The 24,929-nt window shown below is 73.6% G+C and carries 27 protein-coding genes and 2 pseudogenes; 12 read left to right on the top strand and 17 right to left on the bottom strand.

What is annotated here, in order from left to right:
- Window positions 1–251: 251 nt before the first annotated feature.
- From ACFYPR_RS01280 to ACFYPR_RS01250, 7 genes are read left to right on the top strand one after another with little or no spacing between them, the layout of a single operon-like run.
- The gene (locus tag ACFYPR_RS01280; RefSeq protein ID WP_387178061.1) at window positions 252–1,436 is read left to right on the top strand and encodes a hypothetical protein; all 1,185 of its coding nucleotides are present in this window, start codon (window positions 252–254) and stop codon (window positions 1,434–1,436) included.
- Window positions 1,423–4,071: a nitrate- and nitrite sensing domain-containing protein gene (locus tag ACFYPR_RS01275; RefSeq protein ID WP_387178058.1), complete on the top strand. Its 2,649-nt coding sequence runs from the start codon at window positions 1,423–1,425 to the stop codon at window positions 4,069–4,071. Before ACFYPR_RS01280 ends, ACFYPR_RS01275 begins: the two co-directional genes overlap by 14 nt.
- The gene (locus tag ACFYPR_RS01270) at window positions 4,068–4,544 is read left to right on the top strand and encodes a roadblock/LC7 domain-containing protein (protein WP_007465863.1); all 477 of its coding nucleotides are present in this window, start codon (window positions 4,068–4,070) and stop codon (window positions 4,542–4,544) included. Before ACFYPR_RS01275 ends, ACFYPR_RS01270 begins: the two co-directional genes overlap by 4 nt.
- Window positions 4,541–5,020, top strand: coding sequence for a DUF742 domain-containing protein (locus tag ACFYPR_RS01265; RefSeq protein WP_354858044.1), 480 nt, complete (start codon window positions 4,541–4,543; stop codon window positions 5,018–5,020). Before ACFYPR_RS01270 ends, ACFYPR_RS01265 begins: the two co-directional genes overlap by 4 nt.
- The gene (locus ACFYPR_RS01260) at window positions 4,998–5,750 is read left to right on the top strand and encodes an ATP/GTP-binding protein (RefSeq protein ID WP_387178054.1); all 753 of its coding nucleotides are present in this window, start codon (window positions 4,998–5,000) and stop codon (window positions 5,748–5,750) included. Before ACFYPR_RS01265 ends, ACFYPR_RS01260 begins: the two co-directional genes overlap by 23 nt.
- A 37-nt stretch (window positions 5,751–5,787) precedes the next feature.
- The gene (locus ACFYPR_RS01255; RefSeq protein WP_354858049.1) at window positions 5,788–6,300 is read left to right on the top strand and encodes a hypothetical protein; all 513 of its coding nucleotides are present in this window, start codon (window positions 5,788–5,790) and stop codon (window positions 6,298–6,300) included.
- Between the two features lie 36 nt (window positions 6,301–6,336).
- A complete protein-coding gene (locus ACFYPR_RS01250) occupies window positions 6,337–8,538 on the top strand; it encodes an AAA family ATPase (protein ID WP_387178051.1) in 2,202 nt (733 codons plus the stop codon).
- A 108-nt stretch (window positions 8,539–8,646) separates the two neighbouring features.
- Here the strand turns inward: ACFYPR_RS01250 and ACFYPR_RS01245 are convergent, their stop codons facing one another.
- The 12 genes and pseudogenes from ACFYPR_RS01245 to ACFYPR_RS01190 all read right to left on the bottom strand — a co-directional run bounded on the left by ACFYPR_RS01245 (window position 8,647) and on the right by ACFYPR_RS01190 (window position 15,567).
- On the bottom strand, window positions 8,647–9,000 hold the full coding sequence (locus ACFYPR_RS01245; protein ID WP_387178048.1) for a gas vesicle protein K: 354 nt from the start codon (window positions 8,998–9,000) through the stop codon (window positions 8,647–8,649).
- Window positions 8,997–9,209, bottom strand: coding sequence for a gas vesicle protein (locus tag ACFYPR_RS01240; RefSeq protein WP_355135667.1), 213 nt, complete (start codon window positions 9,207–9,209; stop codon window positions 8,997–8,999). The genes ACFYPR_RS01245 and ACFYPR_RS01240 overlap by 4 nt, the downstream gene beginning before the upstream one ends.
- Complete coding sequence (locus tag ACFYPR_RS01235; protein ID WP_387178045.1) at window positions 9,206–10,033, bottom strand: GvpL/GvpF family gas vesicle protein; 828 nt, start codon at window positions 10,031–10,033, stop codon at window positions 9,206–9,208. The genes ACFYPR_RS01240 and ACFYPR_RS01235 overlap by 4 nt, the downstream gene beginning before the upstream one ends.
- A 166-nt stretch (window positions 10,034–10,199) precedes the next feature.
- Window positions 10,200–10,355: pseudogene (gene gvpJ / locus ACFYPR_RS01230) on the bottom strand (gas vesicle protein GvpJ); the annotation flags it as partial.
- A 46-nt stretch (window positions 10,356–10,401) separates the two neighbouring features.
- Complete coding sequence (locus ACFYPR_RS01225) at window positions 10,402–10,716, bottom strand: gas vesicle protein (protein ID WP_355135673.1); 315 nt, start codon at window positions 10,714–10,716, stop codon at window positions 10,402–10,404.
- Window positions 10,706–11,014 (bottom strand): gas vesicle protein GvpG, encoded by a 309-nt coding sequence (locus ACFYPR_RS01220; RefSeq protein ID WP_387178042.1) that lies wholly within the window; start codon window positions 11,012–11,014, stop codon window positions 10,706–10,708. The genes ACFYPR_RS01225 and ACFYPR_RS01220 overlap by 11 nt, the downstream gene beginning before the upstream one ends.
- Before the next feature lie 2 nt (window positions 11,015–11,016).
- A complete protein-coding gene (locus ACFYPR_RS01215) occupies window positions 11,017–11,772 on the bottom strand; it encodes a GvpL/GvpF family gas vesicle protein (RefSeq protein WP_363939083.1) in 756 nt (251 codons plus the stop codon).
- Window positions 11,773–11,920: 148 nt separating this feature from the next.
- Window positions 11,921–12,136 (bottom strand): annotated as a pseudogene (gene gvpJ, locus ACFYPR_RS01210) (gas vesicle protein GvpJ); the annotation flags it as partial.
- On the bottom strand, window positions 12,133–13,350 hold the full coding sequence (locus ACFYPR_RS01205; protein WP_387258254.1) for an SRPBCC family protein: 1,218 nt from the start codon (window positions 13,348–13,350) through the stop codon (window positions 12,133–12,135). The pseudogene gvpJ (ACFYPR_RS01210) and the gene ACFYPR_RS01205, both read right to left, overlap by 4 nt.
- Window positions 13,351–13,352: 2 nt before the next feature.
- Window positions 13,353–13,817: a hypothetical protein gene (locus ACFYPR_RS01200; RefSeq protein ID WP_387258253.1), complete on the bottom strand. Its 465-nt coding sequence runs from the start codon at window positions 13,815–13,817 to the stop codon at window positions 13,353–13,355.
- Between the two features lie 277 nt (window positions 13,818–14,094).
- The gene (locus ACFYPR_RS01195; RefSeq protein WP_354858066.1) at window positions 14,095–14,604 is read right to left on the bottom strand and encodes a GNAT family N-acetyltransferase; all 510 of its coding nucleotides are present in this window, start codon (window positions 14,602–14,604) and stop codon (window positions 14,095–14,097) included.
- A 117-nt stretch (window positions 14,605–14,721) separates the two neighbouring features.
- Window positions 14,722–15,567, bottom strand: coding sequence for a hypothetical protein (locus tag ACFYPR_RS01190; RefSeq protein WP_355064395.1), 846 nt, complete (start codon window positions 15,565–15,567; stop codon window positions 14,722–14,724).
- 255 nt (window positions 15,568–15,822) lie between these two features.
- Here ACFYPR_RS01190 and ACFYPR_RS01185 point away from each other — a divergent pair, with 255 nt between their 5' ends.
- Complete coding sequence (locus ACFYPR_RS01185; RefSeq protein WP_234583345.1) at window positions 15,823–16,038, top strand: hypothetical protein; 216 nt, start codon at window positions 15,823–15,825, stop codon at window positions 16,036–16,038.
- Between the two features lie 11 nt (window positions 16,039–16,049).
- Here ACFYPR_RS01185 and ACFYPR_RS01180 read toward each other — a convergent pair whose 3' ends face one another.
- From ACFYPR_RS01180 to ACFYPR_RS01165, 4 genes are all read right to left on the bottom strand, one after another.
- On the bottom strand, window positions 16,050–16,472 hold the full coding sequence (locus ACFYPR_RS01180; protein ID WP_354858068.1) for a DUF3263 domain-containing protein: 423 nt from the start codon (window positions 16,470–16,472) through the stop codon (window positions 16,050–16,052).
- Window positions 16,473–16,585: 113 nt separating this feature from the next.
- A complete protein-coding gene (locus ACFYPR_RS01175; protein ID WP_355064393.1) occupies window positions 16,586–17,605 on the bottom strand; it encodes an ABC transporter permease subunit in 1,020 nt (339 codons plus the stop codon).
- The gene (locus tag ACFYPR_RS01170; protein ID WP_354858073.1) at window positions 17,602–18,612 is read right to left on the bottom strand and encodes an ATP-binding cassette domain-containing protein; all 1,011 of its coding nucleotides are present in this window, start codon (window positions 18,610–18,612) and stop codon (window positions 17,602–17,604) included. Before ACFYPR_RS01170 ends, ACFYPR_RS01175 begins: the two co-directional genes overlap by 4 nt.
- A gap of 120 nt (window positions 18,613–18,732) precedes the next feature.
- Window positions 18,733–19,518, bottom strand: a complete 786-nt coding sequence (locus ACFYPR_RS01165) for a DeoR/GlpR family DNA-binding transcription regulator (protein ID WP_007465896.1) — start codon at window positions 19,516–19,518, stop codon at window positions 18,733–18,735.
- Between the two features lie 202 nt (window positions 19,519–19,720).
- On the opposite strand from ACFYPR_RS01165, the gene ACFYPR_RS01160 reads away from it, so the two are divergent.
- From ACFYPR_RS01160 to nagA, 3 genes are read left to right on the top strand one after another with little or no spacing between them, the layout of a single operon-like run.
- On the top strand, window positions 19,721–20,650 hold the full coding sequence (locus ACFYPR_RS01160; RefSeq protein ID WP_354858075.1) for a sugar isomerase: 930 nt from the start codon (window positions 19,721–19,723) through the stop codon (window positions 20,648–20,650).
- A complete protein-coding gene (locus tag ACFYPR_RS01155) occupies window positions 20,647–21,648 on the top strand; it encodes an ROK family protein (protein ID WP_387258250.1) in 1,002 nt (333 codons plus the stop codon). The genes ACFYPR_RS01160 and ACFYPR_RS01155 overlap by 4 nt, the downstream gene beginning before the upstream one ends.
- Complete coding sequence (nagA, locus tag ACFYPR_RS01150; protein WP_354858081.1) at window positions 21,645–22,754, top strand: N-acetylglucosamine-6-phosphate deacetylase; 1,110 nt, start codon at window positions 21,645–21,647, stop codon at window positions 22,752–22,754. The genes ACFYPR_RS01155 and nagA overlap by 4 nt, the downstream gene beginning before the upstream one ends.
- Window positions 22,755–22,842: 88 nt before the next feature.
- Here nagA and ACFYPR_RS01145 read toward each other — a convergent pair whose 3' ends face one another.
- The gene (locus ACFYPR_RS01145; protein WP_007465906.1) at window positions 22,843–24,066 is read right to left on the bottom strand and encodes a DUF4032 domain-containing protein; all 1,224 of its coding nucleotides are present in this window, start codon (window positions 24,064–24,066) and stop codon (window positions 22,843–22,845) included.
- A 120-nt stretch (window positions 24,067–24,186) separates the two neighbouring features.
- Between ACFYPR_RS01145 and ACFYPR_RS01140 the strand changes: the two genes are divergently transcribed.
- The gene (locus ACFYPR_RS01140) at window positions 24,187–24,924 is read left to right on the top strand and encodes a phosphatase PAP2 family protein (protein ID WP_387179299.1); all 738 of its coding nucleotides are present in this window, start codon (window positions 24,187–24,189) and stop codon (window positions 24,922–24,924) included.
- Window positions 24,925–24,929: the final 5 nt, after the last annotated feature.

Raw genomic sequence — 24,929 nt, 5'->3', positions numbered from 1 at the left:
AGTTCGGATCCCGTGAATTCCGATCTTCCGCGGATATCCCCATCGATCCCTTCATGTCACACGCATCGACGGGACACAGCGTGCTCGGAACCCCGACGAACGGTGACATCGCTCGAACTGACGCAAAACTGACTCACCGGCAACCGGTCGGCCCCCACAGGGTTCGGTTAGTTTTCCGGTCCGGTAGACGGGACTTGTCGGCGAGCCCGACGCCGCGCTGTTCCCCCGCCCGACGCCGGAGGAGACACACCATGACAGTCCCCGCGCCGCGGGCCCGTCGACGGACGTCCATGCTGGGCCGGTCGTTGCCGCTGCTGCTCATCGTCGCGCTGCTGGCGCCGGTGGGGCTGCTCTTCGCATCCACCTGGCGGCAGACCGGCGACGATCGGAGCCTGGCCGACCGCGAACGGCTCGGCGTGCAGTACCTGCGCGCCCTGGCCCCGGTCACCGAGGCGCTTGTGGAAGCCCAGTCCGCGGCCGTCGCCGGACGCCCCGTCCCGGGCGAGCCGCTGAGCCGCGCCGTCGAGCAGGCCGCCACGGTGGACGCCCGCATCGGCGGGCAACTGCGCAGCCAGGAACGGTGGGCCGGGCTACGGGCCAAGGTGGAGGCGCTGCGCGACCGCAGCCCCGCCGACCCGGAGGCCGCCTACACCGCGTACGGCGAGGTCACCGACCTGCTGCTCGCCCTGCACCGCAAGATCCGGGAGAGCTCGGGACTGGGCCGTGACCCGGGCGCCGACTCGTTCTTCCTGCAGGACAGCGCCGGCGAGGAGCTGCCCGAGGCGGTGGTGGGCGCCGGCCGGCTCGCCGACCTGGGCGCGCTCGCCACCCGACGACCGGCCGCCGAACGGGCCCGCAGCCTCATGGAGCTGACCGGTATGCGGGTGTCCGCCCTGTCGCCGGCCGGGGACGTGGTCGACAACCTGCGCTCCGCCGTGGACAGCTCGGAGAGCACCGACCTGGGCGCCAACGTGCTGACCCCGCTGGACGCCTATCAGCGGTCGGTGGAGGCGCTGGCCCTGTACTCGACCCCGAGCGCCACCGGCACCATCGACCAGGGCCAACTGACCGCTGCCGCACTCAACTCGCGCAACGCCGCGCGGCAGCTCCAGCCGGTCATCCTCGGCGAACTGGACGCCCTGCTCGCCGAGCGGATCGACGGGCTGGCCCGGGACCGCTGGCTGGCCGCCGGGGCGGGCGCGCTGGCCTTCCTGCTGCTGGCCTGGCTCGCCGGCATGCTGATCGCCGCCGGTCGACGCGCACGTCGGCGGGCCGCCACGTCGGACGCCGCCAGCCCCGCCGCCCCGCCGCCCGGAGACCCCTGGCAACCGCCAGCCCCGACCGGCCAACCGGCCGACCCTCGACCGCTGCAACCGGTCGGCGCGGCCCACGAGCCGATCCTCGCGCAGTGGGGGCCGTTCGATGCTTCTCGGTAGGCTTCGGATCCGCGGAAAGCTCGCGTTGCTCGTGGTGATCCCCCTGCTCAGCATGGTCGGCCTCGCGGTGCCCGTGGTGCTGGACCGGGTGGCCGCCGCGCAACGCGCCGCCGACATCACCGAGCAGGTGCGGCTCGCCAGCCGGGTCGGCAGCCTCGTCCAGGACCTGCAACAGGAACGCATCCTGTCGGTCGGCTACCTCCTCGGCCGGGTCGAACGCTCCGAGCTGGTCCGCAAGGCCGCCGACGTGGACGACCGGGTGGCCGACCTGCGGGCCGACGGCGGCGACGCGCTGACCGAGCGGGTCGACCACGCGCTCAGCGGGGTGTCCAGCCTCATCGACCTGCGGACGGCCGTGCTGGCCCGAGCCGCGAACCCCGGCCAGGTGATGGACGCGTTCGGCCCGGTCAACCGGGGGTTGATCGAATCGCTGCGGCTGGTCTTCAGCGTGGACACCGAGACGTTGCCGGGCCGCCAGGTGCTCGCCCTGGACGGGCTGCTGCGCGCCGACGAGGGCCTGGGCGCCTGCGCCACCCTGAGCATCCTGGTCAAGGCGATCGGCAGCCCGGACACCACCGCCGGGTACGTGGCGTGCATCGCCGCCCTTCAGGTCGACAACCTGCGCTTCCGCACTCTGATCACGCCCGAGCAGCTCAAGGTGGCCCAGCTCAACGACGCGGCGGTGGCCGCGCGTACCAGCCCCGACTTCCTGATCACCAGCGCCCGGGACCCGGCCGCCGCGGTCCGCGACGTGCCGATGGACGCGCTCTTTCCGGCCGTCCGCACGATGATCCAGCTCGGCCAGTTCGTCGAGAAGAAGCTCGTCGCCGACGTTCTCGCCGAGGTGAAGGCCGACCAGCGGCGGGCGCTGACCGCCGCGTACCTGGTGGGTGCCGCGGCGGCGTTGATCCTGGCGCTGGTGGTGCTGCTCAGCGTGGCAGTCGCGCGGACGGTCGCCCGACCGCTGAGCCAGCTCACCCGCTCCGCCGACCGGGTCGCCCGGGTCGCCGAGGCCGAGCTGGTCCGGGTCACCGACGACGAGACGGAGCACGTCCAGGCGGTCCGGTTGGAGCCGGTGGTCATCCGGTCCAACGACGAGATCGGTGACCTGGCCCGGGCCTTCGACCGGGTGCAGAACACCGCGGCCCAGCTGGTCGAGCGGCAGGTCGCCGGCCGGCGCAACGTGGCGCAGATGTTCGGCCACGTCGGGCGGCGTACGCAGAATCTGGTGAGCCGCCAGCTCGCGCTGATCGACCGGCTGGAGCAGCAGGAGGCCGACGCGGGCCGCCTGGAGCACCTGTACCGGCTCGACCACATCTCCAGCCGGCTGCGGCGCAACGCCGGCAGCCTGGTGGTGCTCTCCGGCTCGGCCGGCGCCGACGCGCACACCGCGCCGGTGCCGCTGGCCGACGTGGTCCGGCTGGCGCTCGGCGAGATCGAGGACTACACCCGCGTCGAGGTGCAGGTGCCGGCGGGCATCGCCGCCGCTCCGGCGGTCGTCGGTGACCTCGTCCTGGCGCTGGCCGAGCTGATGGAGAACGCGACAGTCTTCTCCCCGCCGCACACCCGGGTGCTGGTGGCCGGCGAGACGTCCGGGCGGGGCGCCCGGATCACGGTGGTGGACAACGGCATCGGCATGAGCGAGCAGCGACTGGCCGAGGAGAACGCCCGGCTCACCCGGCGCGAACGCCTCGACCTGGCGCCGACCGAGGTGCTCGGTCTCTTCGTGGTGGGCCGGCTGGCCCGCCGCCACGGCTGGGAGGTGAGCCTCGCCGCCACCGTGGGCGGCGGGGTGACCGCGCAGGTGGAGATCCCGCAGACGTCGCTGGTGCTGCGCCGCGCCGACCGGGCCGGGGCGACGGTCGCCCGGGCAGCCGTGCCGGACCGGGGCCGACGGCCGGCTCTCGACTCCGCCCGCGAAGCCCGCTCCCGCGCCGCCGTCGCGGCACCGGCCGGATTCGACACGGACCTGCTCAGCCGGGCCACCCGCAGCCTGGAGTCGGGCCAGTCCTGGGACGCGTTCGGCGCTCGGGAACCGGTCGACACCGGCGTTTCCGCCGCTACGGCACAGGGTCCAGCCGCCACCGCGGAAAGCCCGGCGACGGCGGCGCCGGGTCCGACCGCCGGCCCCCGGGTCCGGCAGCGGGTGCCCGGAGCCAGCCTCCCCGCCACCGCCGCGCCGACCCGGCCGGTCGACGCCACCGGCGGCGACCCGGACGCCGCTCGCGCGCTGGTCGAGGCGTTCCAGTCCGGCGTACGCCGGGCCGAGCTGAGCGTCCCGCCGGCCGCCGGCCGCCCGGTCGGGCAGTGGTCGATGCGCACAGCCACCGAGCCGGCCACCAGCGCCGGCCCCACGCTGGCGGATCCGAGCGAGACCGTCGACCTGCCCGCCACCCCGGGCGGCCTCGGCCCCACGGTGGCGGACACCGCCGGACTCACCCGGGGCCGTCCCCGACTGAGCCGCCGGGTGCCCGGCGCTAACCTCACGGTCTCCCCACCCTGCCAGCCGTTCAGCCCGCACCCCGGGGACCCGGCCGAGGTACGCGACCTCATCACCGAGTTCGAGGCGGGCGTCGCCCGTGCTCTCCGCGAAGTCAGCCCAGACCGTCGGAACGAAGAAGGATCATCACGGTGACCAGCCCCTTCCTGCACGACAACGTCGACCACCAGAGCCAGCCCGGCGCCGTCGGGGACCTCAGTCCCGAAGCGCGCACGTTCAACTGGCTGTTGGACTCCTTCACCTCCAGCACGGCCGGGGTGCTGGAGGCGATCGCCGTCTCCTCGGACGGGCTGCTGATGGCCATGTCGGCGATCAAGGACCGCTCCAACGCGGAGCGGCTGGCCGCCGTGGTCTCCGGCATGACCAGCCTCGCCGGCGGCGCGGCCAGCTGGTACGCGCTCGGCGGCCTGAACCGGGTGATCGTCGACATGGCCGACGGCTATCTGCTGATCAGCGCGATCAGCAGTGGCTCCGTGCTCGGCGTCGTCGCCGACCGGTCGGCGAACCTGGGCACCGTCGCGTACGAGATGACGCTCTTTGCCGGTCGGGCCGGTGGTGCGCTGACCCCGCGACTGATCGTCGAGCTGAAGAACGCCGTCCAGCAGTGACCCCCGACGTCGCCGGCGAGGACCCGGACCCGGAGCCCGGGACCCGGATCCGCCCCTACCTGCGCACGCCGCACCCGGGTGGGGGCGGCGCTCCGGCGGCGCCAGAGCCGCAGCCGAGCGGTGGCGGCCCGACAGGTCCGCGGCCGTTCGTGCTCACCTCCGGGCGGGTGGCCGGCGCGGATCCGGCGATCGGGCTGGAGACGCAGGTGACCCTGCGCCCGGACGGCGGCCGGTGGACCGACCCACCGGTCGGCCTGCTGGCGCCGGAACTCCAGGCGATCATCGCGCTCTGCGCCGAGCCGATCTCGGTGGCCGAACTCTCCGCCCGGGCCCGGCTGCAGTTCGGCGTGACCCGGGTCCTGGTCGGCGACCTGCGGGCCGCCGGGCACCTGGACGTGCACGTCACCGACGCCAACGACGCCTTCGACCCCGACCTCATCCTGCGAGTGATTGATGGACTTCGTGCGATCTCCTGAATGGCCGGGCGTCCCGCTCGGAGGGCTCGCCGGCAACAGCGCCACCGCCCGCTACAGCACGGCCCCGGGGACTCCCCCGGCGCTCGGACGGGCCGCGCCGCCGCCGACCGGGCCGCCACCGCCGTACCGGCCACCGGCCGACGCCGCGCTGACCAACCGGCCACCGGCGGCGCCACCCGTGCCGGTCAAGATTCTCGTCGCCGGCGGGTTCGGCGTGGGCAAGACCACCACGGTCGGGGCGATCTCCGAGATCGCGCCGCTGACCACCGAGGCCGAGATGACCAGCGCCGGGATCGGCGTGGACGACCCCGGCGTACGGTCGAGCAAGACCACCACGACGGTGGCGATGGATTTTGGTTGCGTGACCATCGACCGCAGCCTGAAGCTCTACCTGTTCGGCACCCCTGGGCAGGCACGGTTCGGTTTCATGTGGGACGACCTGGCCCGAGGTGCGCTCGGCGCGCTGGTGGTGGTCGACAGCTCCCGGCTGGACGACTGTTTCCCGGCGATCGACTTCTTCGAGCGGGCCGGGTTGCCGTTCGTGGTCGGGGTCAACGCGTTCGACGGGCGACTGGCCCTGGAACTCGGCGAGATCCGCTGGGCGCTCGCCATCGGCGATCATGTTCCCCTGGTGCAGTTCGACGCCCGGGACCGGCTCTCAGTGCGGGACGCCCTGCTGGTCGTCCTGGACCGGGCGTTGGACCGGGCCACCCGGGACAGGAAGGCCTGAGTCGACCGGCTCCGGCCGTGGCGGGAAGGGGTGATCTGTGAGGGGCGACCTGGACGAGACGCTGGCCCGGTTGGCCCGGCGCGAGGAGGCGCTGCGCCGGCGGGTCACCGATCGGGACGACACCGCGCCACCGCCGGGCCCGACCGCTGGGCAGGGCGCCGCCACGGGTGGGCGCAACGCCGGGCCCGCCCGGCACGATGGGCGGCACGCGGAACGGGAGAGCCCCGGCGACGTCGTCGGGTGGGGTCCGGTCGAGGAGGTGGCCGAGGCGGTCCGCCAGGTCGTCGGCGCACACCCGGGCCTGGCGGTGACCGTCCGCGTCGAGCACGACGGTCGGACGTACCCGCTGCGGGTCTCCTGGGACGGCCCGGACGTCACGGTCGGCCCGGAGCCGCCGGTGCAACCCCCGCCGTCCTGGCCGCTGTCCGGTCGGACGGTGCCGGCGTGGGCACCCGGCCCGGACGGGTTGACCCCGGACCCGGCGGCCCGTCTGGCCGAGCTGATCCGGCGGGATCCGTCGCTGCTGGATGAGCTGGATCCGCGGCGCTGACCGCCCCGACGAGCTGACGCCGGCTACGGTCGGGCGGTGGCCCAACCCGACCTGACCCTGACGGCGAGCCTGCGGCCCGCGGCGCTGGACGCCCGACGGGGCATCGTGCGGCTGCACCCGGAGGCGCTGACCGCGCTGGGGCTGCGCCCCGGCGACCCGGTGCGACTGACGGGCCGCCGGCAGACCGCGGGGATCGTCGCGGCGGCCGGGGCGGGCGCGAGCAGCGCCCTGCTGTACGCCGACGACCTGACGCTGGGCAACCTGGGCCTGCGGGACGGCGCTTCGGTGCGGGTGTCGCCGCTGCCGCTGACCCCGGCGGGCCGGGTCACGCTGACCGGGCCGGTGCAGGTGGTGGCGGCGGTCAGCCCGGAGATGCTCCGGCTCGCCCTGCTCGGCAAGGTGGTCACGGCGGGCGACGACGTGTCGCTGCTGCCGCAGGACGTGCTGCCGGACGCCTCGACGCGCAGCCTCGTCGAGGCGGCCCGGCGCAGCCTCGCCACCACCGTCGGCTTCGCCTGGACCAGCACCCTGCTCACCGTGGTCGCCGTCGAGGAGTCCGCCGGGTCGTTGGTCACCATGGACACGGTGGTCGCCTGGGAGCACGGGCCGGCCACCCACGGCGAGCCCGTTGGGGCGCCTGGGTTCGGCGCGGCCCCGGCAGTGAACGCGACCGGCGACGCGCCGGACGTGGACGAGCTGCCCGGCCTGCGGGCCCAGGCCGAGGAGCTGACCGAGCTGTTGGATCTCGGCTTCCACCACCGGGAGGTGCTGGGCCGGCTCGGCACCACGATCTCGCTGGGTGTGCTGCTCTCCGGGCCGGCCGGCTCCGGGAAGTCGGCGCTGGTCCGGGCCGTCGCGGCCCGGGTGGGCGCCCGCGTCCACCCGCTGTGGGCGCCCGAGGTGGCCGCGCTGACCAACCAGGCGGCCGCCGACCGGCTGCGCGCCGCGGCGACGACGGTTCGTGCCGGCGGACCGGCGGTGCTGATGGTCACCGATGTGGAGGCGTTGGCCCCGGCGGAGGAGCCCGGCCCGCTGGCCACGGTGTTCCGGCAGGTGCTCGCGGAGACCGTCCACGCCGGCGTCGCCGTGGTCTGCACCACCGGTCGACCCGAGGCGGTCGACCCGGCGCTGCGCGCACCGGACCTGTTGTCGCTGCGGATCAGCGTTCCGCTGCCCGACCCGGCCCTGCGCCGTGAGCAGCTCACCGTGCTGACCCGGCAGGTGCCGCTCGCCGACGACGTCCGGCTGGACGAGGTGGCCGGGCGTACCCCCGGGTTCGTCGCGGCGGACCTGGCCGCGCTGGTCCGGGAGGCCGGGGTACGCGCGGCGCTGCGGCAGAAGACCGCGCGGACGCCCACGGTGGCGATGGCCGACTTCACCGCCGCCCTGGAGGTGGTCCGGCCGACGACGATGGCCGCGTCCACCCTGGAGCTGGCGTCGGTGACCCTGGACGACGTCGGCGGCCTGGACGAGGTCAAGCAGACGCTTACCGAGTCGGTGCTGTGGCCGCTGACCTATCCGGACACGTTCGCCCGCCTCGGCGTACAGCCACCGCGCGGCGTGCTGCTCTACGGCCCACCCGGCTGCGGCAAGACGTACCTGGTCACCGCGCTCGCCGGGTCGGGGCGGGCGAACGTGCTCTCGGTGAAGGGCGCGGAGCTGCTCTCCAAGTGGGTGGGCGAGAGCGAACGCGCGGTACGCGAGCTGTTCCGCCGCGCCCGGGAGGCCGCCCCGACGCTGATCTTCCTGGACGAGGTGGACGCGTTGGCGCCGGTACGCGGGCAGGCCACCGACGGGGGCACCACGGATCGGGTGGTCGCCGCGCTGCTCACCGAGCTGGACGGGGTGGAGACGCTGCGCAACGTGGTGGTGGTCGGCGCCACGAACCGGCCGGACCTGGTCGACCCGGCGCTGCTGCGACCCGGCCGGTTGGGGCGACTGGTCTACGTGCCGCCGCCGGACGGGCCGGCCCGCGCCGAGATCCTGCGGGCCGCGTCCCGGCACGTGCCGCTGGCGCCCGACGTCGACCTGGCCGCCCTCGGCGCGGAGCTGTCCGGCTTCTCGGCGGCGGACTGCGCGGCGGTGGTCCGGGAGGCGGCGCTCGCGGCGATGCGGGAATCCCTGGCCGCCGCCACGGTCACCGCCGCGCACGTGGCGGTCGCCCGGGAACGGGTCCGGCCGTCGCTCGACCCGGCCCAGGTCGCCTGGCTCGCCGCGTACGCCGCCGGCCGGGACTGAGCGCCCCACCCAACCTTTTGTCGTACCCGGCGCGTTACCAGAGCGGCACATTCCTCGGTGGAGAGATCCACTCGACGACAGGCGGTGTTCCTCACCGTCCGGTACGGGTCAGTCCGTGGGGAGGAGCGGGCCGAGCGGGCCGAGGTCCAGGTTCAGGTCCTCCGGGGCCAGACCGAAGTGCTCACGCAGCCCCACCATCTGCTCCTCCAACGCCATCAGGGTGACTCCGATGCGCTCGACCTGCTCCTCGGTGAGGTCGCCGAGGTCGACCCGGCGCAGCGCCTGCCGCTCCATGAGCTGGCGCAGCAGCTCGACGACGGTGAGCACCAGGCTGGCCAGCCCCCGCTCGACCGAGTCGCGGTCCACCGCGATCCGGCGGTCCAGCGGCGTGACCCGGGGTGGCTGCCACGACTGCGCGGCGAGCGCGGCGACCAACTCGCCCGCGTCATCCCGGCCGGTCATCGGACGTCCTCCGGTGGTGCGAGCGCGCCGACCGACGCGACCAGCGCCCGCAACGAGATCCGGACCAGGTCGACGTCGGCGATGGACAACGTGATGTCGCCGCTGATCACCACGCCGGTGGCGAGCACCCGGTCGAGGAGGTCGACCAGGGCAACCGGCCGGTAGGCCAGCGGACCGTCCGCGCTGCTCGGCACGAGGGCGGCGGTCACCGCGACCCCCGACCGGCGCCGGTGGGCTCCGGCCGTTCCGCCACGAAGGAGTACGCCGGCCACGGCCCGGTCAGCTCCAGCCGGAGGCCCGGATGACGGGAACCCAACGAGCCGACCAGGTCGGTGAAGCGGGGCAGCGTCGCGGTGTCGACGAGGTACGCACCGTTGAGCGCCATCGGTGTGGGCACGCCGGAGAGCCGCCGGTCCTGTGGGGCGTGCCGGCGGCCCGCCACGGCCACCTCGCACAGGGCGACGTGCACGGCGTCCGCGGCGGCGCTCGCCACCTGCTGGTGTTCCTCGCGGGCGGTCAACTGGGCACGTCTGCGGCGCAGGTACGCCGTCCCCACCCCGCCGCTGCCCGCCCCGGCGACGCTCGGCACGGGCGCCCCCGGCACCAGGTAGCCCTTGACGCCCCACTCGCCGCGCCCGGTCAATCGGGCCAGCGTGGCGGACAGCTCGGCCCGCCGGGCCGCGAGCGACGCGGCGACCCGCCCGTCGTCGGTGTGCACTGTGGCGAGTCGGGCCGGCACCACCGGACCCTGTCGGGCGAGGGCCTCGACCACTGCATGGTGCGTCCGCGCGGCCCGCTCCAACCAGGCCAGGTCCTCCAGGTTGCGGCGCAGCGGCTCCTCGCCGTACTCGTCGAGCGGCGCGGTGCTGACGACCGCGACCAGCCCGGCGGCGGACACCGCGCGGACCGGAACACCACCCATCCCGGCGACCGTCGCCAGCGCCGCCCGATCGACGTCCCGCACCACACCGTGCAGCCAGACCCCGGCCACCGCGGCACGCCGGTCGGAAGCCACCTCAGCCGTCGAACTCATCCCACTCCTCCACCTCGGCGTCGCGACGTCGCGCCCGGGCCGCCACCCGGGGTCGCCGCTCCGCCTCGACCTGCTCCGGATCGCGCGGTCCCGGCTCCACCGGAGGGCGGGCACGGGAGCTCAGCCACGGGTCGTGCTCCCACCAGTCGATGCCGATCTGGCGTGCCGTGTCCACCGATGCGATGACCAGCCGCAGCTTCAACGTCAGCAGCTCGATGTCGAGCAGGCTGACCCGGATGTCCCCGGCGATGACGATGCCCCGGTCGAGCACCCGCTCCAGGATGTCGCCCAGGTTGGCCGGCTCGTGGCCGGCGGGCAGCACCTGGCCCGAGTTCTGCACCACCGAGGGCGGCTGCGCAGCGGTCATCTCAGCCCACCTCACCCTTTCCGCGCTGGTAGCGGCGCACCCGCCGATAGCCGAGCAGGTTCCCCTCGATGTCCAACTCCACCTCGTAGAGGCCGAGCAGGTCGGTCGAGTTGGGGATCCGGCGTGCCTCCACCACCTCCACCCCGACCAGCCAGCCGTCCTCGATGGGCTCCAGCGACGTGGTCACGGAGGGCTCCCGGCCGGTCAACTCGACGAGCTGCCGCAGGCCCGCCCGAGCCGCCTCGGCCGCCGACACGGGTTGCAGGTACTCCTCGTCGGCCAGCTCACGCTCGCGGGCCCTCGCGTCATCGGTCATGGCGCTCTCCCCTCTCCCGGACGGGGCCACGAGATCGTCCGTCAGCGGGCGCCGAGCCCGCGGAACGCCGGCCCGCGCCCCCGGTGAGCCGGTCCAGCACCCGCTGCTCGGCCCGGTCGCGTTCCTCGGCGCTGAGCTCGCCGGCCGCCACGGCGGCGTCCAACTCCTCCAGCTCGCGCCGGACGTTGACCGGGTTGCGCTGACGCGACTCGGCCTCCCGGGCCACCACCTTGACCACGGCGGTCAACCCGCGCACCGGGGCGTACGGCAGGGTCAGCAGCGCCCAGAGCAGGTCCACCGTCAGCCCGCCAACTGGTGGGCGTCGACGAAGTCGTACGGGGCGAGCGGCCCGAGCAGCCGCAGCCGCAGCAGGCCCCGACGGTCCTGCGCGTACGCCTGGAGCACCTCGATGAGGGCGTCCTCCCGGTCGGTGTCCACCAGCAGGGCCGCGTGGGCCGCGTCCATCTCGTGGGTGGGCGGGCGCAGTTGCGTGGAGACCACGTACTCGGCCGTGACGTCGAGCAGCCGCCGGTTCTCCGCCTCGCGGCGCAACTCGACGGCCTGGCTGATCAGCTCCCCCAGCCGGATGCGGGGCTCCCGGCTGACCGCCTCGGCACGCCCCCGCACCTGGTCGGCGAGCCCGGCGGCGGTCGGATTCTCGTCGAGAATGGCGCGCAGCAACGCCCGCTCCTCGAAGCGGCCCTGCACCACGTACTGCACCCGGCCCTCGAACTCGGCGAGCGCCGCGGCGAACCGGTCGTGGTGCGGCCGGATCAGGTCGAGCGCCGCGTCCGGGCCGGTGACGACGGTGCCGAACCGCACCGGCAGCACCGGCGCCACGACCGCCGTCCCGTCCAGCAGTTCCTGGTACGCCCGCAGGTCCGCCGCCCGGCCCAGCGGCGCGTCCAGCGGCACCTCGCTGACCAGGGCCGCGAGGTCACCGTGCCGGATGACGGTCACCTCGCCGGGCGGGTCACCCACCCCCGCCGCGTCGGGCGTCGCCTCCACGTCCGCCGGCACCAGCCCGTAGATGAACAGTCCGGTCTCGTCCGCCATGTCAGCTCCTCCCGAGGTCCCGCACGGTGCCGGTGGCGTCGTCGGTGAGCCCCCGCACCGAACCGGTGACGTCCCGGACCGCGCCGGTGACGCCACCGACGAGGCCGGCCAGCCCTTCGCCCTCATCCAGGGCGAGGTCGAGCCGGTCGACCGCCTCGGCGAACCGCAGGTACGTCTCGATGCTCGCCACCGTCACCCGGGCGTTGAGCTCCACGAGGGGGATCCCGATGACCCCGGCCGTCACCTGCGCGTCGATCACGATGCCCTTGTCGAGCACCGTCTCCACGACGTCGGCGAGCCCGCCGGCGGAGCCCACACGTTCCAGGGCTCCGCCGACGGCGTCACCGCCGGAGGCGAGCGTCACTCGCCCTCCTCCCGGCGGCGGCGCACCACGGGTCGGCGCGGCGGCTCCGCTCCCCGGCGGACCGGCGGCCGGGGCCGCTGCGGCTCCTCGCGTGGCTGAGGTCGGCGGGCCCGCTCCGGGGCACGACGACGGGGTGGTGGTGGCGGCTCCTCATCGGGCTCGTCCGCGTACCCCTCGTCGTAGCCGTCCTCGTACGCCTCGTACTCCTCGTCGTACTCCGGCTCGGCCGGTCGCCGGGGCGGCCGCTGACGCAGCCGCCCGCCGGGCCGGCGGCGCGGCTCCTCCTCGGGCGGTTCCTCCTCGGCGTACTCCTCGTCCTCCGGCTCGGTCGGGGCCTCGCCGCCCCGTTCCCGGCCGCGCTCCCGCCGCTCCCGCTCCTCGCGCAGACCGGTCTCGTGGTCCTTGACCACCTGGGAGTCGCGGATCTCGCCGCGCCAGCCCTGGACCTGATCCGGGTCGAGCGCCACCTCGGTCATGACGTGCCGGACGAAGTGCTTCAACTCCAGCCGTACCCGCCGGCCCTGGGCCCGCCACAGGTTGCCGGTGTGCTCGAAGAGGCCCTGCGGGTGGTACTCCAGCACCACCAGGATGCGGGTCAGATCGGGGGTGATCTCGTGGAAGCTGACGGTGCCGTCGACCGAGCCCTTCTCGCCCTTCGAGCGCCAGTGGATGAGCCGGTCCGGCACCTGGCGGATGATCGTCGACTCCCACGTCCGGTGCGACCAGAAGACCTGCGCCTTCCAGGTCATCTTCTCGGCCGAGTCGTTCTCCGCCTGCTCGACCTTCTTCATGAAGCTCGGGAAGTCGCCGAACTGCGTCCACTGGTTGTACGCGGCCCGCACCGGGACACCGACCTCGATCGTCTCGACGATGTTGGTGACCTTCTGCTTCTTGCCGCCCTTACCGCCCTTGCCGCCCACGCGGCCGAGAGCCGACATCACCTTCTCCTTACCGCCGGCCACCCCGGCATGCACCATCGCCTTCACCGGTGAGCCGCCCTCGGCCAGCTTCTGCGCGCCGGTGGCGGCGGCGATCAGGCCCGGCCCTCCGCCCTGGCGCGCGTACTCGCTCAGGCGGCCGGTCGCGCCGGTGATCCGCTCCGTCACCACGCTCATCGCCCGGTCGCCGATCGCCCCGGCCAGGTTGCGCACCTCGTCGGCCAACTGGCCCCGGAGCTTGTCGCCGAGGCCGCCCGGATTGGTGTCTCCCGCCATGGTCACCGCCCCCGTCGCTGCCCGGCCGCGTCGTTCCGGTCGCTCGTCGCGCCGCGATCGCCGCTCTGGTTGCCGCTGCCGCCCTGGTTGCCGTCGCCGCTCTGGTTGCCGTTGCCGCCCTGGTTGCCGCCGCCGCTGCTGTTGCCGCTCTGGTCGCCGGTGCGGCGGCGCAGCGCGTCGGCGGAGCCGCGCAGCCGGCCGGTGAGCGCGTCGACGCCGCTGCCGGCCGCAGCGGTCGCGGCGGATCGACCGGCGTTGACCAGCGGCCCGCCGAGCCGACTCAGGTTGCTCAGCTGCGGGGACGACTGCAGGAGGTCACCACCCCGTTTCAGCAGACCGCCCGGGTCGCGGCTCGCCCGGCCGGCGGCCACCGCCGCGGCCAGAGTCAGCGCGGTACGCAGTTTGCGGCGACGGCCCAGCAGGTAGCCGAAGCCCACCGCCAGCCCGATTCGTGTTCCGGTCTTCATCAGGTCTCCCTCGCTCCCCGGTGGGTCCGGGGCGTCTGCCGCGCAGGGGCCGGAGAAGGGCTACCGGGGAATAGCGCGCGCCACGCCCTCGATCAGACGTCCCGTATCTGCGGACCCGGCGGGCAGTACCCCGGGGAATTGCCACGAAACCGCTGCGACAATTTCCGTCGGCACTGCGCAGAGACATTCGGAAGAACGACGCCCAACGACGCAGACAGGACGTTCAGACGATCCTGAGCAGGGAATACGCCAAGAAAGACGAAGGGGTAGAGCCGATTCAGAGAGCGGGAGGCGTCGAATCGAGGCAGATTTCGGCGTGCACCTTTCCGCCGTCCTCGCGCAGTTTCGCACCGCATTTTTCGAGAACGGCGACCGCGCCGACATTGTCCGACGTCGTGTCGGCGACCACGGCACGCATACCGGCACGGGCGGCGAGGTTGAGCAGTTCCCGCAGGGCGGCCGCGCCGACTCCCTGCCCGCGCGCCGAGAGGCCGAGCCACATGCCGGTCTCCACAGTGCCCGGCTCGTCACAGCGCGTCATCCGGATCATGCCCACCACCTCGCCGCCGACGAGGATCGCGTACATCTGTGAGCCGGTCGGGCCGTCCAGGCCGGCGAAGCTCGCCCGGTGGAACTCACGGAACGCCTCCCGGCGGGCGAGCGACCAGCCAGCGGGAGCCTCGACCGGAGGCATCACCTCGCCCGGCTCGGCCTCGGCAGCCGCTACGGAGAGCAATGGCTCCAGATTCCGCTCGTCCACCGGCTCCAGCCGGACCGCACCCGCCACGTGCCGCAGTCTGCCGGCCTCATCGGCCGAAGTCCACCCCATTGGACATCCACTGGCGGTCCGGCTACCGGTACCGGCCGGTCGGGCGGTCAGGGTGTTTCTCCTCACGCTCCGTCGTCATCTGGCCGATGGCCCGACCGATCCGAACTCGCAGAACACCACCGAGGCGTCGTCGGTGGGCTTGTGCCGGCGCAGCCGGTCGGGATGATCGCGCTCGGCGTCCCGGACCCGACCCAGCAGCGCGGCCGGCCCCTCGACGCTGAGCAGGTCCAGCAGCCCCGCCCAGTCGGTCAGCCCGAACTGCTCGACCGCGCTGGACGCGCCGTCGCTGAGCAGCGCGGCCCGGCGCAGGGCCGCCGGGCCTTGCCGGAGCGCTGTCCCGGTCACCGCGTGGAAGGCCGCGTCCGGGTCGGCGGCAGCGACCCAGTAGCCGTGGGTGCGGTTCATCCGCTCCCGTTGGACGCTCACCGCGTGCCGGAACCGCGTGACCGGGTCCGCCGCACCGGCCGGCACGGTCGCGACCGTCTGCCGCAGGTCGGCCATCGCCGTGTCCAGCCGGTCGTCGTTCACCACGCTGACCTGCCCGCCGACGTCCAGCACCAACGGGCTGTCGCAGAGGACCAGGTAGTCCACCTGGTCGCCGCAGTCGCGCAGCAGGCAGACGGTGCTGGACGGGGTGCCCGGATGATCGAGGTCGCACTGCCCACCGTGATCGGCGCGCACGGCGAGGATGGCCGCGGCCAGGTTGCTCGTCAGGCGGGCCGCCGGACGGGCCGCCTCGGCCACACCGAGCCGGGCGGCCAGGTGTCGGACGTACCACTCCGGCCCATGGACGCAGCCGGTGTCGAAGCCGTCCGGCACGGTCGCGCCGTCCAGGACACCGACCAGTGGGCCGAACTGGAAGACCAGGTCCTCGTTGACCGACCGGCCCGGGGCCGGCGCGGAGGCGGAGCGTACCCGCATCACCGGCGTGGCCGCCTCGGCATGGCGCCCTTCATAGCCTGCTCCCTCCATCGGCCCGTGGCCCGCGTGACGTCGACCGGGACGATAGCCCGCGTACCCCTCCGCCCCGGCTGCATTCCTGCCGTATCCGGTATCGCGGCAACCCGGTTCGCCGGCGGCGGCCCGGCGGTAGCGTGACAACGTCTGGCCTTCGAGTTGCGCTTCCGCAGGTGGGAACGCGAGTCGGGGTCGTCCGTCGCGACAGGGGGATCGCAGATGTTGAAGCGGTTGCACGAATCGGGGCTCAAGGCGGAACACATGTACATGGCCGGCTTCGCCAGCATCGGCCTGTCGTTCACCAGCTGGTTCCTCTCCAGGCACCTGGAGCGGGCGGGTGTGGCACGCGCGGACCGGTGGGGCATCTTCATCGGCGAGTGGGCGCCGACGTTCTTCGCCATCGGCAACGGCCTGCAGGGGTACGAGAAGAAGTAGGGCCGGCGGGGTCAGCGACGGCGGTTGCGGGCGCGCGACGAACGCAGCCGGCGGAGCCGGCCGATCAGCACGGGGTCGGCGGCGAGCGCCGCCGGATTGTCCAGCAGCCCGTTGAGCAGTTGGTAGTACCGGGTCGAGGAGACGCCGAAGGTGTCCCGCACGGCCTGCTCCTTGGCGCCGGCGTGCCGCCACCACTGCTGCTCGAAGGCGAGGATGGCCCGTTCGCGTGTGGTCAGGCCCGCCGGGGGCGCGGCCGGTTCGGCGGCCGTCTCGTCGTCCGGCGGTTCGGCGTCGGCCGGCGTGGCGTCGTCGGTGCTCTCGACGGGCGGCGCCGGCCGGGGGGTCGGGACGCTCGGCGCGACACCGCCGGCCGTCGCGCCCGGACGAGCGTCGGTGGACGGCTCGGGAGCGGTCGGGGCGGCGTCGGCGGGCATGACGTTCAGCCTAGCCAGGGCCGACCACTGTCGCAGCAGCCGGCACGGCCGGCTCCGTACGTCGGAAACACCCGACGGTGGGGCCGGCCGCGCCGTTGACTCCCTGGCGTCGATCAGGAGATGTCGCGTCGACGCATCGTCCAGAGCGCCGCTCCGAGGATCACCACGAGCCCGATCGAGAACAGTACGGAGGACTGCTGCCAGGTGATGTCCATGGTGTCCGGCTTGCACTCCCCGGAGTAGGTGGCGTTGCAGGCGTTCCAGTCCTGCAGTGTCACCTTCTTGGTCATCCAGGCCAGCGCGTACGTGGGCAGCAGCCACGCCTCGGCGAACTTCACGCTGGCCATCGACAGGAGGATGCCCAGGCCGAACTGGCCGACCACCATGAGCGCCACGACACCACCGAGGGCCATCGCGGTGTGCCGGCCCAGCGAGGCCAGCGCGAAGCCGATGGTGGTGAGCACCAGCACCAGCGCCACGCCGCGTACCCCGGTCAGAGCGAACGACTGCCAGGCGCCCGAGGTCATCTTCTCGGTGCTGCCCCGGAAGCTGGCCACCGCCCAGAACCCGGCGAACCACAGCACCGCGGCGGGCAGCGTCACCGCCAGGATGCCGGTGAGCAGCGCGGCCAGCTTGGTGAGCAGTACGGTAAGCCGCTTCGGCCGCCAGAGCAGCAGGTTCATCATGCCGCCGGTGCTCCACTCGGCGCCGACGAAGGAGGCGCCGACGACGAACCCGACCAGGGCGAGGATCGCCGCGAACGGGACCAGCGTCTCGTCGAACGTCTTGCGGAAATTGAACGTCGAGGGCAGGAACCACTCCGCCTGGATCTGGTCCCGCGACGGCGGCGTGATCATCGAGCAGTCGTCGGGGTAGCGGCCGCCGTCGTTCGGCGTGCCGGCCGTCTTGGCCTGCTCGCAGTTGACCCGCTCCTGCTCGCTCCAGCGGATCTGCTCCTGGTACTGCTGGTCGGCCTGACGCTCGGCCTTGGCGAGCTGACCGGCGTCGATCTTCTGATTGGTGAAGAAGACACCGACCACCACCGCGGCCAGCACCAGCAGGCCGAGCAGCGTCATGTAGCGGGTGAAGCGCCGCTTGACCAGCCGGCGCAGCTCCGTCCGAAAGAGGCTCACGCGCCCCACCCTCCCGCGGTGGCGCCGGGCTGACCCGTCCCACCAACCTTCATGGACTCGTCGACCTGGCGGTTCTGGCCGGGGACCGGCGCGGTGGCGGTCAGTTCGAGGAAGACGCTCTCCAGGTCGACCGCGATCGGGGCCAGCTCGCTGACGTACAGGTTGTGCTCGGCGAGCAGCCGGGTCACCGTGGCCGGCTTGTCGACGCCGGTCAGCATCAGGTGGTCCGGGTGCCCGGCGACCTTGACCCCGGCCCGGGTGAGGGCCTCGGCGGCCGTCGGCAGGTCGCTGACCGCCTCCAGGCGGACCCGGACCGCGCCGGACGAGTGCTGGGCGAGCACCTCGTCGACCGGGCCGAAGGCGACCCGGCGGCCGAGCGAGATGATGGTGACCGAGTCGCAGATCAGCTGGATCTCGCCGAGGATGTGGCTGGACAGCAGCACGGTCATCCCGGATTCGGCGAGTGTCCGCATCAGCGTGCGCATCTCCCGGATGCCGCCCGGGTCGAGGCCGTTGGCCGGCTCGTCGAGGATGAGCAGCGTCGGGTTCTTCAGCAGGGCGGACGCGACGGCGAGCCGCTGCTTCATGCCCAGCGAGTACGTCTTGACGCGCTCGCCCGCGCGGTCGCGCAGCCCGACCAGCTCAAGCACCTCGTCGACCCGCGTGGCGGGCACCTCGCCGGCCCCGGCCAGCAGGGACAGCGTGTCCCGTGCCGAGAAATGCGGGAAGAACTGCGGGCTCTCCACGATGGCGCCGACGTGGCCGGCGACGGTGGGCAGCGCGGCGGGAACCTCGTGCCCGAGCAGCGTCATCCGGCCGCCGTCGGGCCGGATGAGGCCGAGCAGCGTACGCAGCGTGGTGGTCTTGCCGGACCCGTTGGGGCCCAGGAAGCCGTGCACCTGCCCCGCGTCGACCCGCATGTCGAAGCCGTCGAGCGCGTTGCGGGTGCCGCGTCGACGACTCTTGTACGTCTTACGTAGACCTTCGATCTCCAGGACAGCTGGCAAGCTGCACCTCCCCCGATGGTGGGCGTGACAGCCGACACCATACGCGGTATGCAGCGCCGCGCAATACCCGGTATGCATCGACACGCCGATCGATGCGTTTTATCGACGGAGAGTTACCGATCAGGCGCAGACGACCTGCACGCCGGCCGCCCGGAAGGCGTCCACCACCTCCGGGTCCGCCCCGGAGTCGGTCACCAGCGTCTCGACCCGCTCGACCGGGCAGATCCGGGCGAAGGCATGACCGCCCAACTTGGACGAGTCCGCGATTATCACGACCCGCTTCGCGCGGGCCACCATCAGGTTGTTCATGGCCGCCTCACCCTCGTGGTGGGCGGCGGCGCCGAGCTGCGGGTCGATCGCGTCCACGCCGAGCAACGCGACATCCAGGGTGACCTCACGCAGCAGCGCACCGCCCAGCGGGCCGACCAGCTCGAACGACTTCGGGCGCACCACCCCGCCGGCCACCACCACCTTCATCCGCGACCGCACGAGCAGCTCGTTGGCGATGTTCAGCGCGTTGGTCACCACGGTGAGCTGGGCACCCTCGGCGCTGGTGTTCAGGTCCGGCCGCACGGCGAGGGCCCGGGCCACCTCCGTGCTGGTGGTGCCGCCGTTCAGGCCGACCACGGTGCCGGGCGTGACGAGCGCCGCGGCGGCGGCGCCGATTCGCTGCTTCTCGGCCGAGTGCTTGGCCGTCTTGTAGCGCAACGGCAGGTCGTACGAGACGCCGTTGGCGACCGCGCCGCCCCGGGTCCTGGTGATCATCTGCTGCTGGGCGAGCTGGTCGAAGTCGCGCCGAATGGTGGCCTGGGAGACGTCCAGCCGCTCGGCGGCCGCCTCGACGCTGACCCGGCCGTTGTCGGTCAGCATCTCCAGCAGGGCGTTCCATCTGGCGTACCGGTCCACCTCGGGGGCCCTCCCAGTGACTGCACGATCGGTGATTGATTGCGTGCACACTAGTGCGCGAAACTAGCCTGGCGCAAAAGGCTGTTCTGCGCGATCGGCCGGTCGGTTGCCACGGCCGCCCCACTTCGCGCAGAATAACGCGCGAAATACGGGTGTAACGAGCCGTATTGCGCAGACAGGTCGGCCCGGCGAGGAGTTTCCCATGGCGTACGTGGACGCGGAGATCGCGAGCCAGCCCGACTGCTGGCGGGAGGCCGCTGAGCTGTCCCGCGTCGTGCGCGGCGACCTTCCCCGCCCCGGCGAGCGGGTCGCCGTCGTCGGTTGCGGCACGTCGTGGTTCATGGCGATGGCGTACGCCGCCCGCCGTGAGCAGGCCGGCCAGGGCGAGACCGACGCGTTCCAGGCGTCCGAGTTCCCCGCCGGCCGCCACTACGACCGGCTGATCGCGATCACCCGCTCCGGCACCACCACCGAGGTGCTGGATCTGCTCGCCGCGCTGCGCGGGCGTACACCCACCACCGTCATCGTCGGCGACCCGGCCGCGCCGGCGGTCGACCTGGCCACCGCCGCGGTGACCATGCCGTTCGCCGACGAGCGGTCGGTGGTGCAGACCCGTTTCGCGACGACCGCGCTTGCCCTGCTCCGGGCGCACCTCGGCGACCCGGTGACCGCGCTCGCCGCCGACGCCGAGGTGGCGGTGCGCTCCCCGCTGCCGATCGACCCGGCCACCATCGAGCAGGCCACCTTCCTCGGTCGGGGCTGGACGGTCGGCCTCGCTCAGGAGGCCGCGCTGAAGTGCCGCGAGGCGGCCACCTTCTGGGCCGAGGCGTACCCGGCGATGGACTACCGACACGGCCCCATCTCGATCGCCGCGCCCGGCCGGCTCGTCTGGGCGTTCGGCGAGCTGCCCGACGGGCTGCCCGAGGACGTGGCCGCCACCGGCGCGGCCTTCGTGCACAGCCGTACGCACGGCTGGCGCACGGTGCTCGGCAGCTGGTCTGCCGGTCGTACGCCGGTGGACCCGATGGCCGACCTGATCCTGGCCCAGCGCTTCGCGGTCGCGCTGGCGACCAGCCGGGGCCTCGACCCGGACGCGCCCCGACACCTCAGCCGGTCCGTGGTGCTGGCGTGAGCGGTGCCGTGAGCGACGACCGGGTGGTCGTGGCGCTGGACGTCGGCGGCACCGGCATGAAGTGCGCCCTGGTCCGGCCGGACGGCGTCGCCGTACGCACCGAGCGGCACCCCACCGACGCCGCGCGTGGCCCGGCCGCCGTGATCGACACCATTCTCGACGTGGCCGACGGGCTGATCGGCAAGGCCCGAGCCGACGGCCTCACCCCGGTCGCGATCGGCATCGCCGTCCCCGGAGTGGTGGACGAGGCACGCGGGGTCGCGGTCTGGTCGGCAAACGTGGGCTTCCGGGACGTACCGCTGCGGGACCTGGCGGTGACGCGGCTCGGGCTGCCCACCGCCCTCGGCCACGACGTGCGCGTCGGTGGTCTCGCCGAGGCCCGGCTCGGCGCCGGGCGCGACGCCGACCACGTGCTCTTCGTGGCGATCGGCACCGGCATCGCCGCCGCGCACGTCGTCCACGGCGTGGCCGCCGTCGGCGCGCACGGCGCCGCCGGGGAGATCGGCCACATCATGGTCCGTCCCGACGGCCCGCGCTGCGGCTGCGGGCGGCCCGGTTGCCTGGAGGCGATCGCCTCGGCGGCCGCGATCGGCCGCCGCTACACGGAGCTGGCCGGCGACGGCGCGGTGCGGACACCCGGTGCCGCCGTGACGGCAGCCATCGTGGCCGAGCGAGCGGCCGCCGGTGAGCCCCTCGCCGTCCAGGTCTGGCAGGAGGCGGTCGAGGCCCTCGCCGACGGCCTCGCCACCGGGCAGGCGCTGTTCGACGTGTCGACGATCGTGCTCGGCGGTGGCCTGGCCCAGGCGGGCGACGGGCTGCTCGGCCCGCTGCGGGCGGCGCTGCACGAGCGGATGACCTTCCACCGAGAGCCGCGGGTGGTCGCGGCGGCCCTCGGCGACGAGGCGGGCTGCCTCGGCGCCGCCCTGCTCGCGCTGGACGCCGCGGGCGTCCGGGACACGGACGCCGCCCGCGTCCTTGACCATCAGGAGGAGCGATGACCGTACGGGTGAACGGCCGAGTGGTGACCCCGACCGGTGTCATCCGGCAGGGCTGCGTCGAGTGGGACGGCGATCGGATCACGGCCGTGGCCGAGTATCCGTCGGTCCGCGACGGGCACTGGATCCTGCCGGGCTTCGTCGACATGCACACCCACGGCGGCGGCGGGCACACCTTCACCACCGGGGACGCCGACCAGGCGCGCGCGGCGGCCGGCTTCCACCTGGCGCACGGCACCACCACGCTGCTGGCCAGCCTGGTCAGCGCGCCCTTTCCGGTGATGCGCTCGGCCACCGAGGCGTTCGCGCCGCTGGTCGACGAGGGGGTACTGGCGGGCGTCCACTTCGAGGGCCCCTACCTCTCCGCGGCCCGTTGCGGCGCGCAGAACCCGGAGTATCTGCGCGACCCGTCCACGGACGAGCTGACCGAGCTGATCGAGCTGGGTCGAGGCGCGATCCGGATGGTCACCCTCGCCCCGGAACGCGACGGCGCGCTGGAGGCGATCAAGCTGCTCACCACCCACCGCGTGGTAGCGGCCGTGGGCCACACCGACGCCACCTACGAGCAGACCCGCGCCGCCATCGCGGCCGGCGCGAGCGTGGGTACGCACCTGTTCAACGGCATGCGGCCCGTGCACCACCGCGAGCCCGGCCCGGTGGTGGCCCTGCTCGACGCGCCGACCGTGATCTGCGAACTGGTCGCCGACGGGGTGCACCTGCACGACGGCATACTGACCTTCACCACCGCGACCGCCGGCCCGGACCGCGTCGCGCTGATCACCGACGCCATGGCCGCCGCCGGGATGGCCGACGGTGAGTACGAGTTGGGCGGTCAGGCCGTCACGGTGACCGACGGGGTGGCCCGGCTCGCCCGCGACGGCGCGATCGCCGGCAGCACGCTGACCATGGACGCGGCGCTGCGGCACGCGGTGCACGCCGGGATCCCGATGGCCGACGCCGCCCGGATGGTGGCCACCACCCCGGCCCGCGCCATCGGCCTGGGCGACCGGGTCGGCGCCCTCCAGGTCGGCCTCCGCGCCGACCTCGTCGTGCTCGACGACGACCTCAACGTGGTGCGGGTGCTGCGCGGCGGCTCCTGGGTGGAGTGAAGCGCCGAGGCCGGCGGGCGGCGGCGGGCGGCACCGGACGGCGACGGGCGGCGGCAGGCACGGCGGTCGCCGCGAAGCGGAGGCCGGGTCAGCCCAGGGCGGGGACGTCGACGCCGAGCACGGCCTGCTCGTCGGGGCGGTGCACCAGCACGTCGGCCAGGTACGACTGCACGGCGGGTGCCATCCCGACGTCCCGGCCGGCCTGCTCGGAGAGCAGCCACTTATGCTCGATGATCTGGGCGAACAGCTCCTGCGGCTCCAGCTTGCGGCGCAGGTTCGCGGGCACGGCCCGGACCACCGGCTCGAAGACCTCGGTGAGCCAGCGGTGCGCCGCCTGCTGCTCGTCGGTCAGGTCGCTCTCCGCCCGGTACGCGTCCAGGTCGTTGAGCAGCTTGCGGGCCTGGTTCTCCTCGGCGTCCAGACCGGTCAGCCGCAGCAGCCGCCGGGTGTGGTAGCCGGCGTCGACCACCTTCGGTCGCACCAGGTAACGCCCGTCGTCGATGGTCGACATGGCGACCTCGGCCACGTCGAAGCCCAGCTCGTTGAGCCGGCGGATGCGGCCCTCGATGTCGTGCCGGGCCTCCCGCTCGACCGCCTGCTCGTAGGTGATCTCGTGCCAGAGCCGCTCGTAGCGCTGCACGACCTCCTCGCAGACCACCTCCGGGTCGATGGACTCGTGCAGCAGGCCAGCGGCTTGCAGGTCCAGCGCCTCACCGAAGATGTTCACCCGGGCGATCTCCAGGTCCTCGCCGCGCTGCCCGTTGGAGAGCGAGGTGTGCAGGGCGCCCGTCTCCGCGTCGACCAGGTAGGCGGCGAAGGCGCCCGCGTCGCGGCGGAACAGCGTGTTGGACAGCGAGCAGTCGCCCCAGAAGAAGCCGGTCAGGTGCATCCGCACGATCAGGGCGGCGAGCGCGTCGAGCAGCCGGCTCATCGTCTCCGGGCGCAGGGTGTGCGAGAAGAGCGCCCGGTACGGCAGCGAGAACTGCAGGTGCCGGGTGATCAGCACCGATTCGAGGGGCTCGCCGTCCTCGGTCTGCCGGTCGGCGACCACCGCCACCGCCTCGACCGACGGGAAGTCGATGCGCTCCAGGGCCCGGAGCAGGTCGTACTCCCGCTCGGCGATCCGCTCGCGGGTCTCCTTGAACGCGTAGACGTAGTCGCCCAGGCGGACAAAGCGGACGATGTGTCGGGAGATGCCCTGGGGGAGGGCCACCAGGTGCTGGGCAGGCCACTCTTCCAGCGGTGTCGACCAGGGCAGGTCGAGCAGCGCCGGGTCCACGAGGGCAGACGTGATCCGCACGGGCACAAGCATGACGGGTCGCCCCCCGCATCCGCCTCACATCGTGGCTGGGCCCACAGCGCCGAACACCCCGGCCTCGCGTCGGCCCGGTAGCGTGGTCCCGTGCTCAAACCCACGGCGGTACGACGTGACCTGCGGCTACGGCCCGTCCGCCCGGCCGGTTGGTGGTTCGACGCCCTGCTGCTGGCCGGGCTGGTCGGGTTGACCGTCGCCCTCGTCGGCCACCAGCTCTTCGGGCTGGACCGGGCCGTCGCCGACTGGGCCGACGCGCACCGACCGACCGTCGCCTACTGGGTGGCCCGGGTGCTGAACCTGCTCGGCCAGGGCACCCCGTTGACTCTCATCGCCGCCGGGCTGGGCGTGCTGCTGGCCGTTCGGCTCCGCTCGGTGCGGCCGATCCTGCCGCCGGTGGTCGCGTTCGTGCTGACCTATCTGACCATCGGCCCGTTCAAGGTGTGGACCGCGCGCGCCGCACCGAGCGCCAGCGTCAAGGAACCGTTCCTGCCGCCCGAGCAGACCCTGCCGCTGTTCCACGACGATCTGCCGGTGCGATTCGCCCAGTCCTACCCGTCGGGGCACGTCGCCAACGCGATCGTCTGGTACGGGGTCATCGCGCTGCTACTCGCCCCGCTGGCTCGCAGCTTCGGCCGGCACCTGCCGGGCCGGCTGATCACCGTGATCCGCATCGTGCCGCCGCTGGTCGTCCTCACCACCACCACCTATCTCGGCTGGCACTGGCTGACCGACTCGGTGGCCGGGCTGCTGCTGGGGCTGATCCTGGACCGGCTGCTGCACCGGGTGCCCTGGGACGATGTGCCGCTCCCCGGCCGGCTACGCACATGGGACCGGCCGTTCACCTCGTACCCCTAGGGTTT

Source organism: Micromonospora sp. NPDC005254 (assembly GCF_042872525.1).
Lineage (GTDB): Bacteria > Actinomycetota > Actinomycetes > Mycobacteriales > Micromonosporaceae > Micromonospora.
The sequence above is the reverse complement of the archived record's forward strand: the minus strand, read 5'-3'. Positions and strand labels throughout refer to the sequence as shown.

What these genes read in the sequence shown, in the direction of transcription:
- ACFYPR_RS01205 (WP_387258254.1), bottom strand. Translation starts at nt 13,350, where the DNA reads ATGGCGGGAGACACCAATCCGGGCGGCCTCGGCGACAAGCTCCGGGGC.
- ACFYPR_RS01145 (WP_007465906.1), bottom strand. Translation starts at nt 24,066, where the DNA reads ATGCTTGTGCCCGTGCGGATCACGTCTGCCCTCGTGGACCCGGCGCTG.
- ACFYPR_RS01200 (WP_387258253.1), bottom strand. Translation starts at nt 13,817, where the DNA reads ATGAAGACCGGAACACGAATCGGGCTGGCGGTGGGCTTCGGCTACCTG.
- ACFYPR_RS01185 (WP_234583345.1), top strand. Translation starts at nt 15,823, where the DNA reads ATGTTGAAGCGGTTGCACGAATCGGGGCTCAAGGCGGAACACATGTAC.
- ACFYPR_RS01280 (WP_387178061.1), top strand. Translation starts at nt 252, where the DNA reads ATGACAGTCCCCGCGCCGCGGGCCCGTCGACGGACGTCCATGCTGGGC.
- ACFYPR_RS01160 (WP_354858075.1), top strand. Translation starts at nt 19,721, where the DNA reads ATGGCGTACGTGGACGCGGAGATCGCGAGCCAGCCCGACTGCTGGCGG.
- ACFYPR_RS01190 (WP_355064395.1), bottom strand. Translation starts at nt 15,567, where the DNA reads ATGCGGGTACGCTCCGCCTCCGCGCCGGCCCCGGGCCGGTCGGTCAAC.
- ACFYPR_RS01225 (WP_355135673.1), bottom strand. Translation starts at nt 10,716, where the DNA reads ATGACCGATGACGCGAGGGCCCGCGAGCGTGAGCTGGCCGACGAGGAG.
- ACFYPR_RS01260 (WP_387178054.1), top strand. Translation starts at nt 4,998, where the DNA reads ATGGACTTCGTGCGATCTCCTGAATGGCCGGGCGTCCCGCTCGGAGGG.
- ACFYPR_RS01245 (WP_387178048.1), bottom strand. Translation starts at nt 9,000, where the DNA reads ATGACCGGCCGGGATGACGCGGGCGAGTTGGTCGCCGCGCTCGCCGCG.
- ACFYPR_RS01275 (WP_387178058.1), top strand. Translation starts at nt 1,423, where the DNA reads ATGCTTCTCGGTAGGCTTCGGATCCGCGGAAAGCTCGCGTTGCTCGTG.
- nagA (WP_354858081.1), top strand. Translation starts at nt 21,645, where the DNA reads ATGACCGTACGGGTGAACGGCCGAGTGGTGACCCCGACCGGTGTCATC.
- ACFYPR_RS01215 (WP_363939083.1), bottom strand. Translation starts at nt 11,772, where the DNA reads ATGGCGGACGAGACCGGACTGTTCATCTACGGGCTGGTGCCGGCGGAC.
- ACFYPR_RS01235 (WP_387178045.1), bottom strand. Translation starts at nt 10,033, where the DNA reads ATGAGTTCGACGGCTGAGGTGGCTTCCGACCGGCGTGCCGCGGTGGCC.
- ACFYPR_RS01180 (WP_354858068.1), bottom strand. Translation starts at nt 16,472, where the DNA reads ATGCCCGCCGACGCCGCCCCGACCGCTCCCGAGCCGTCCACCGACGCT.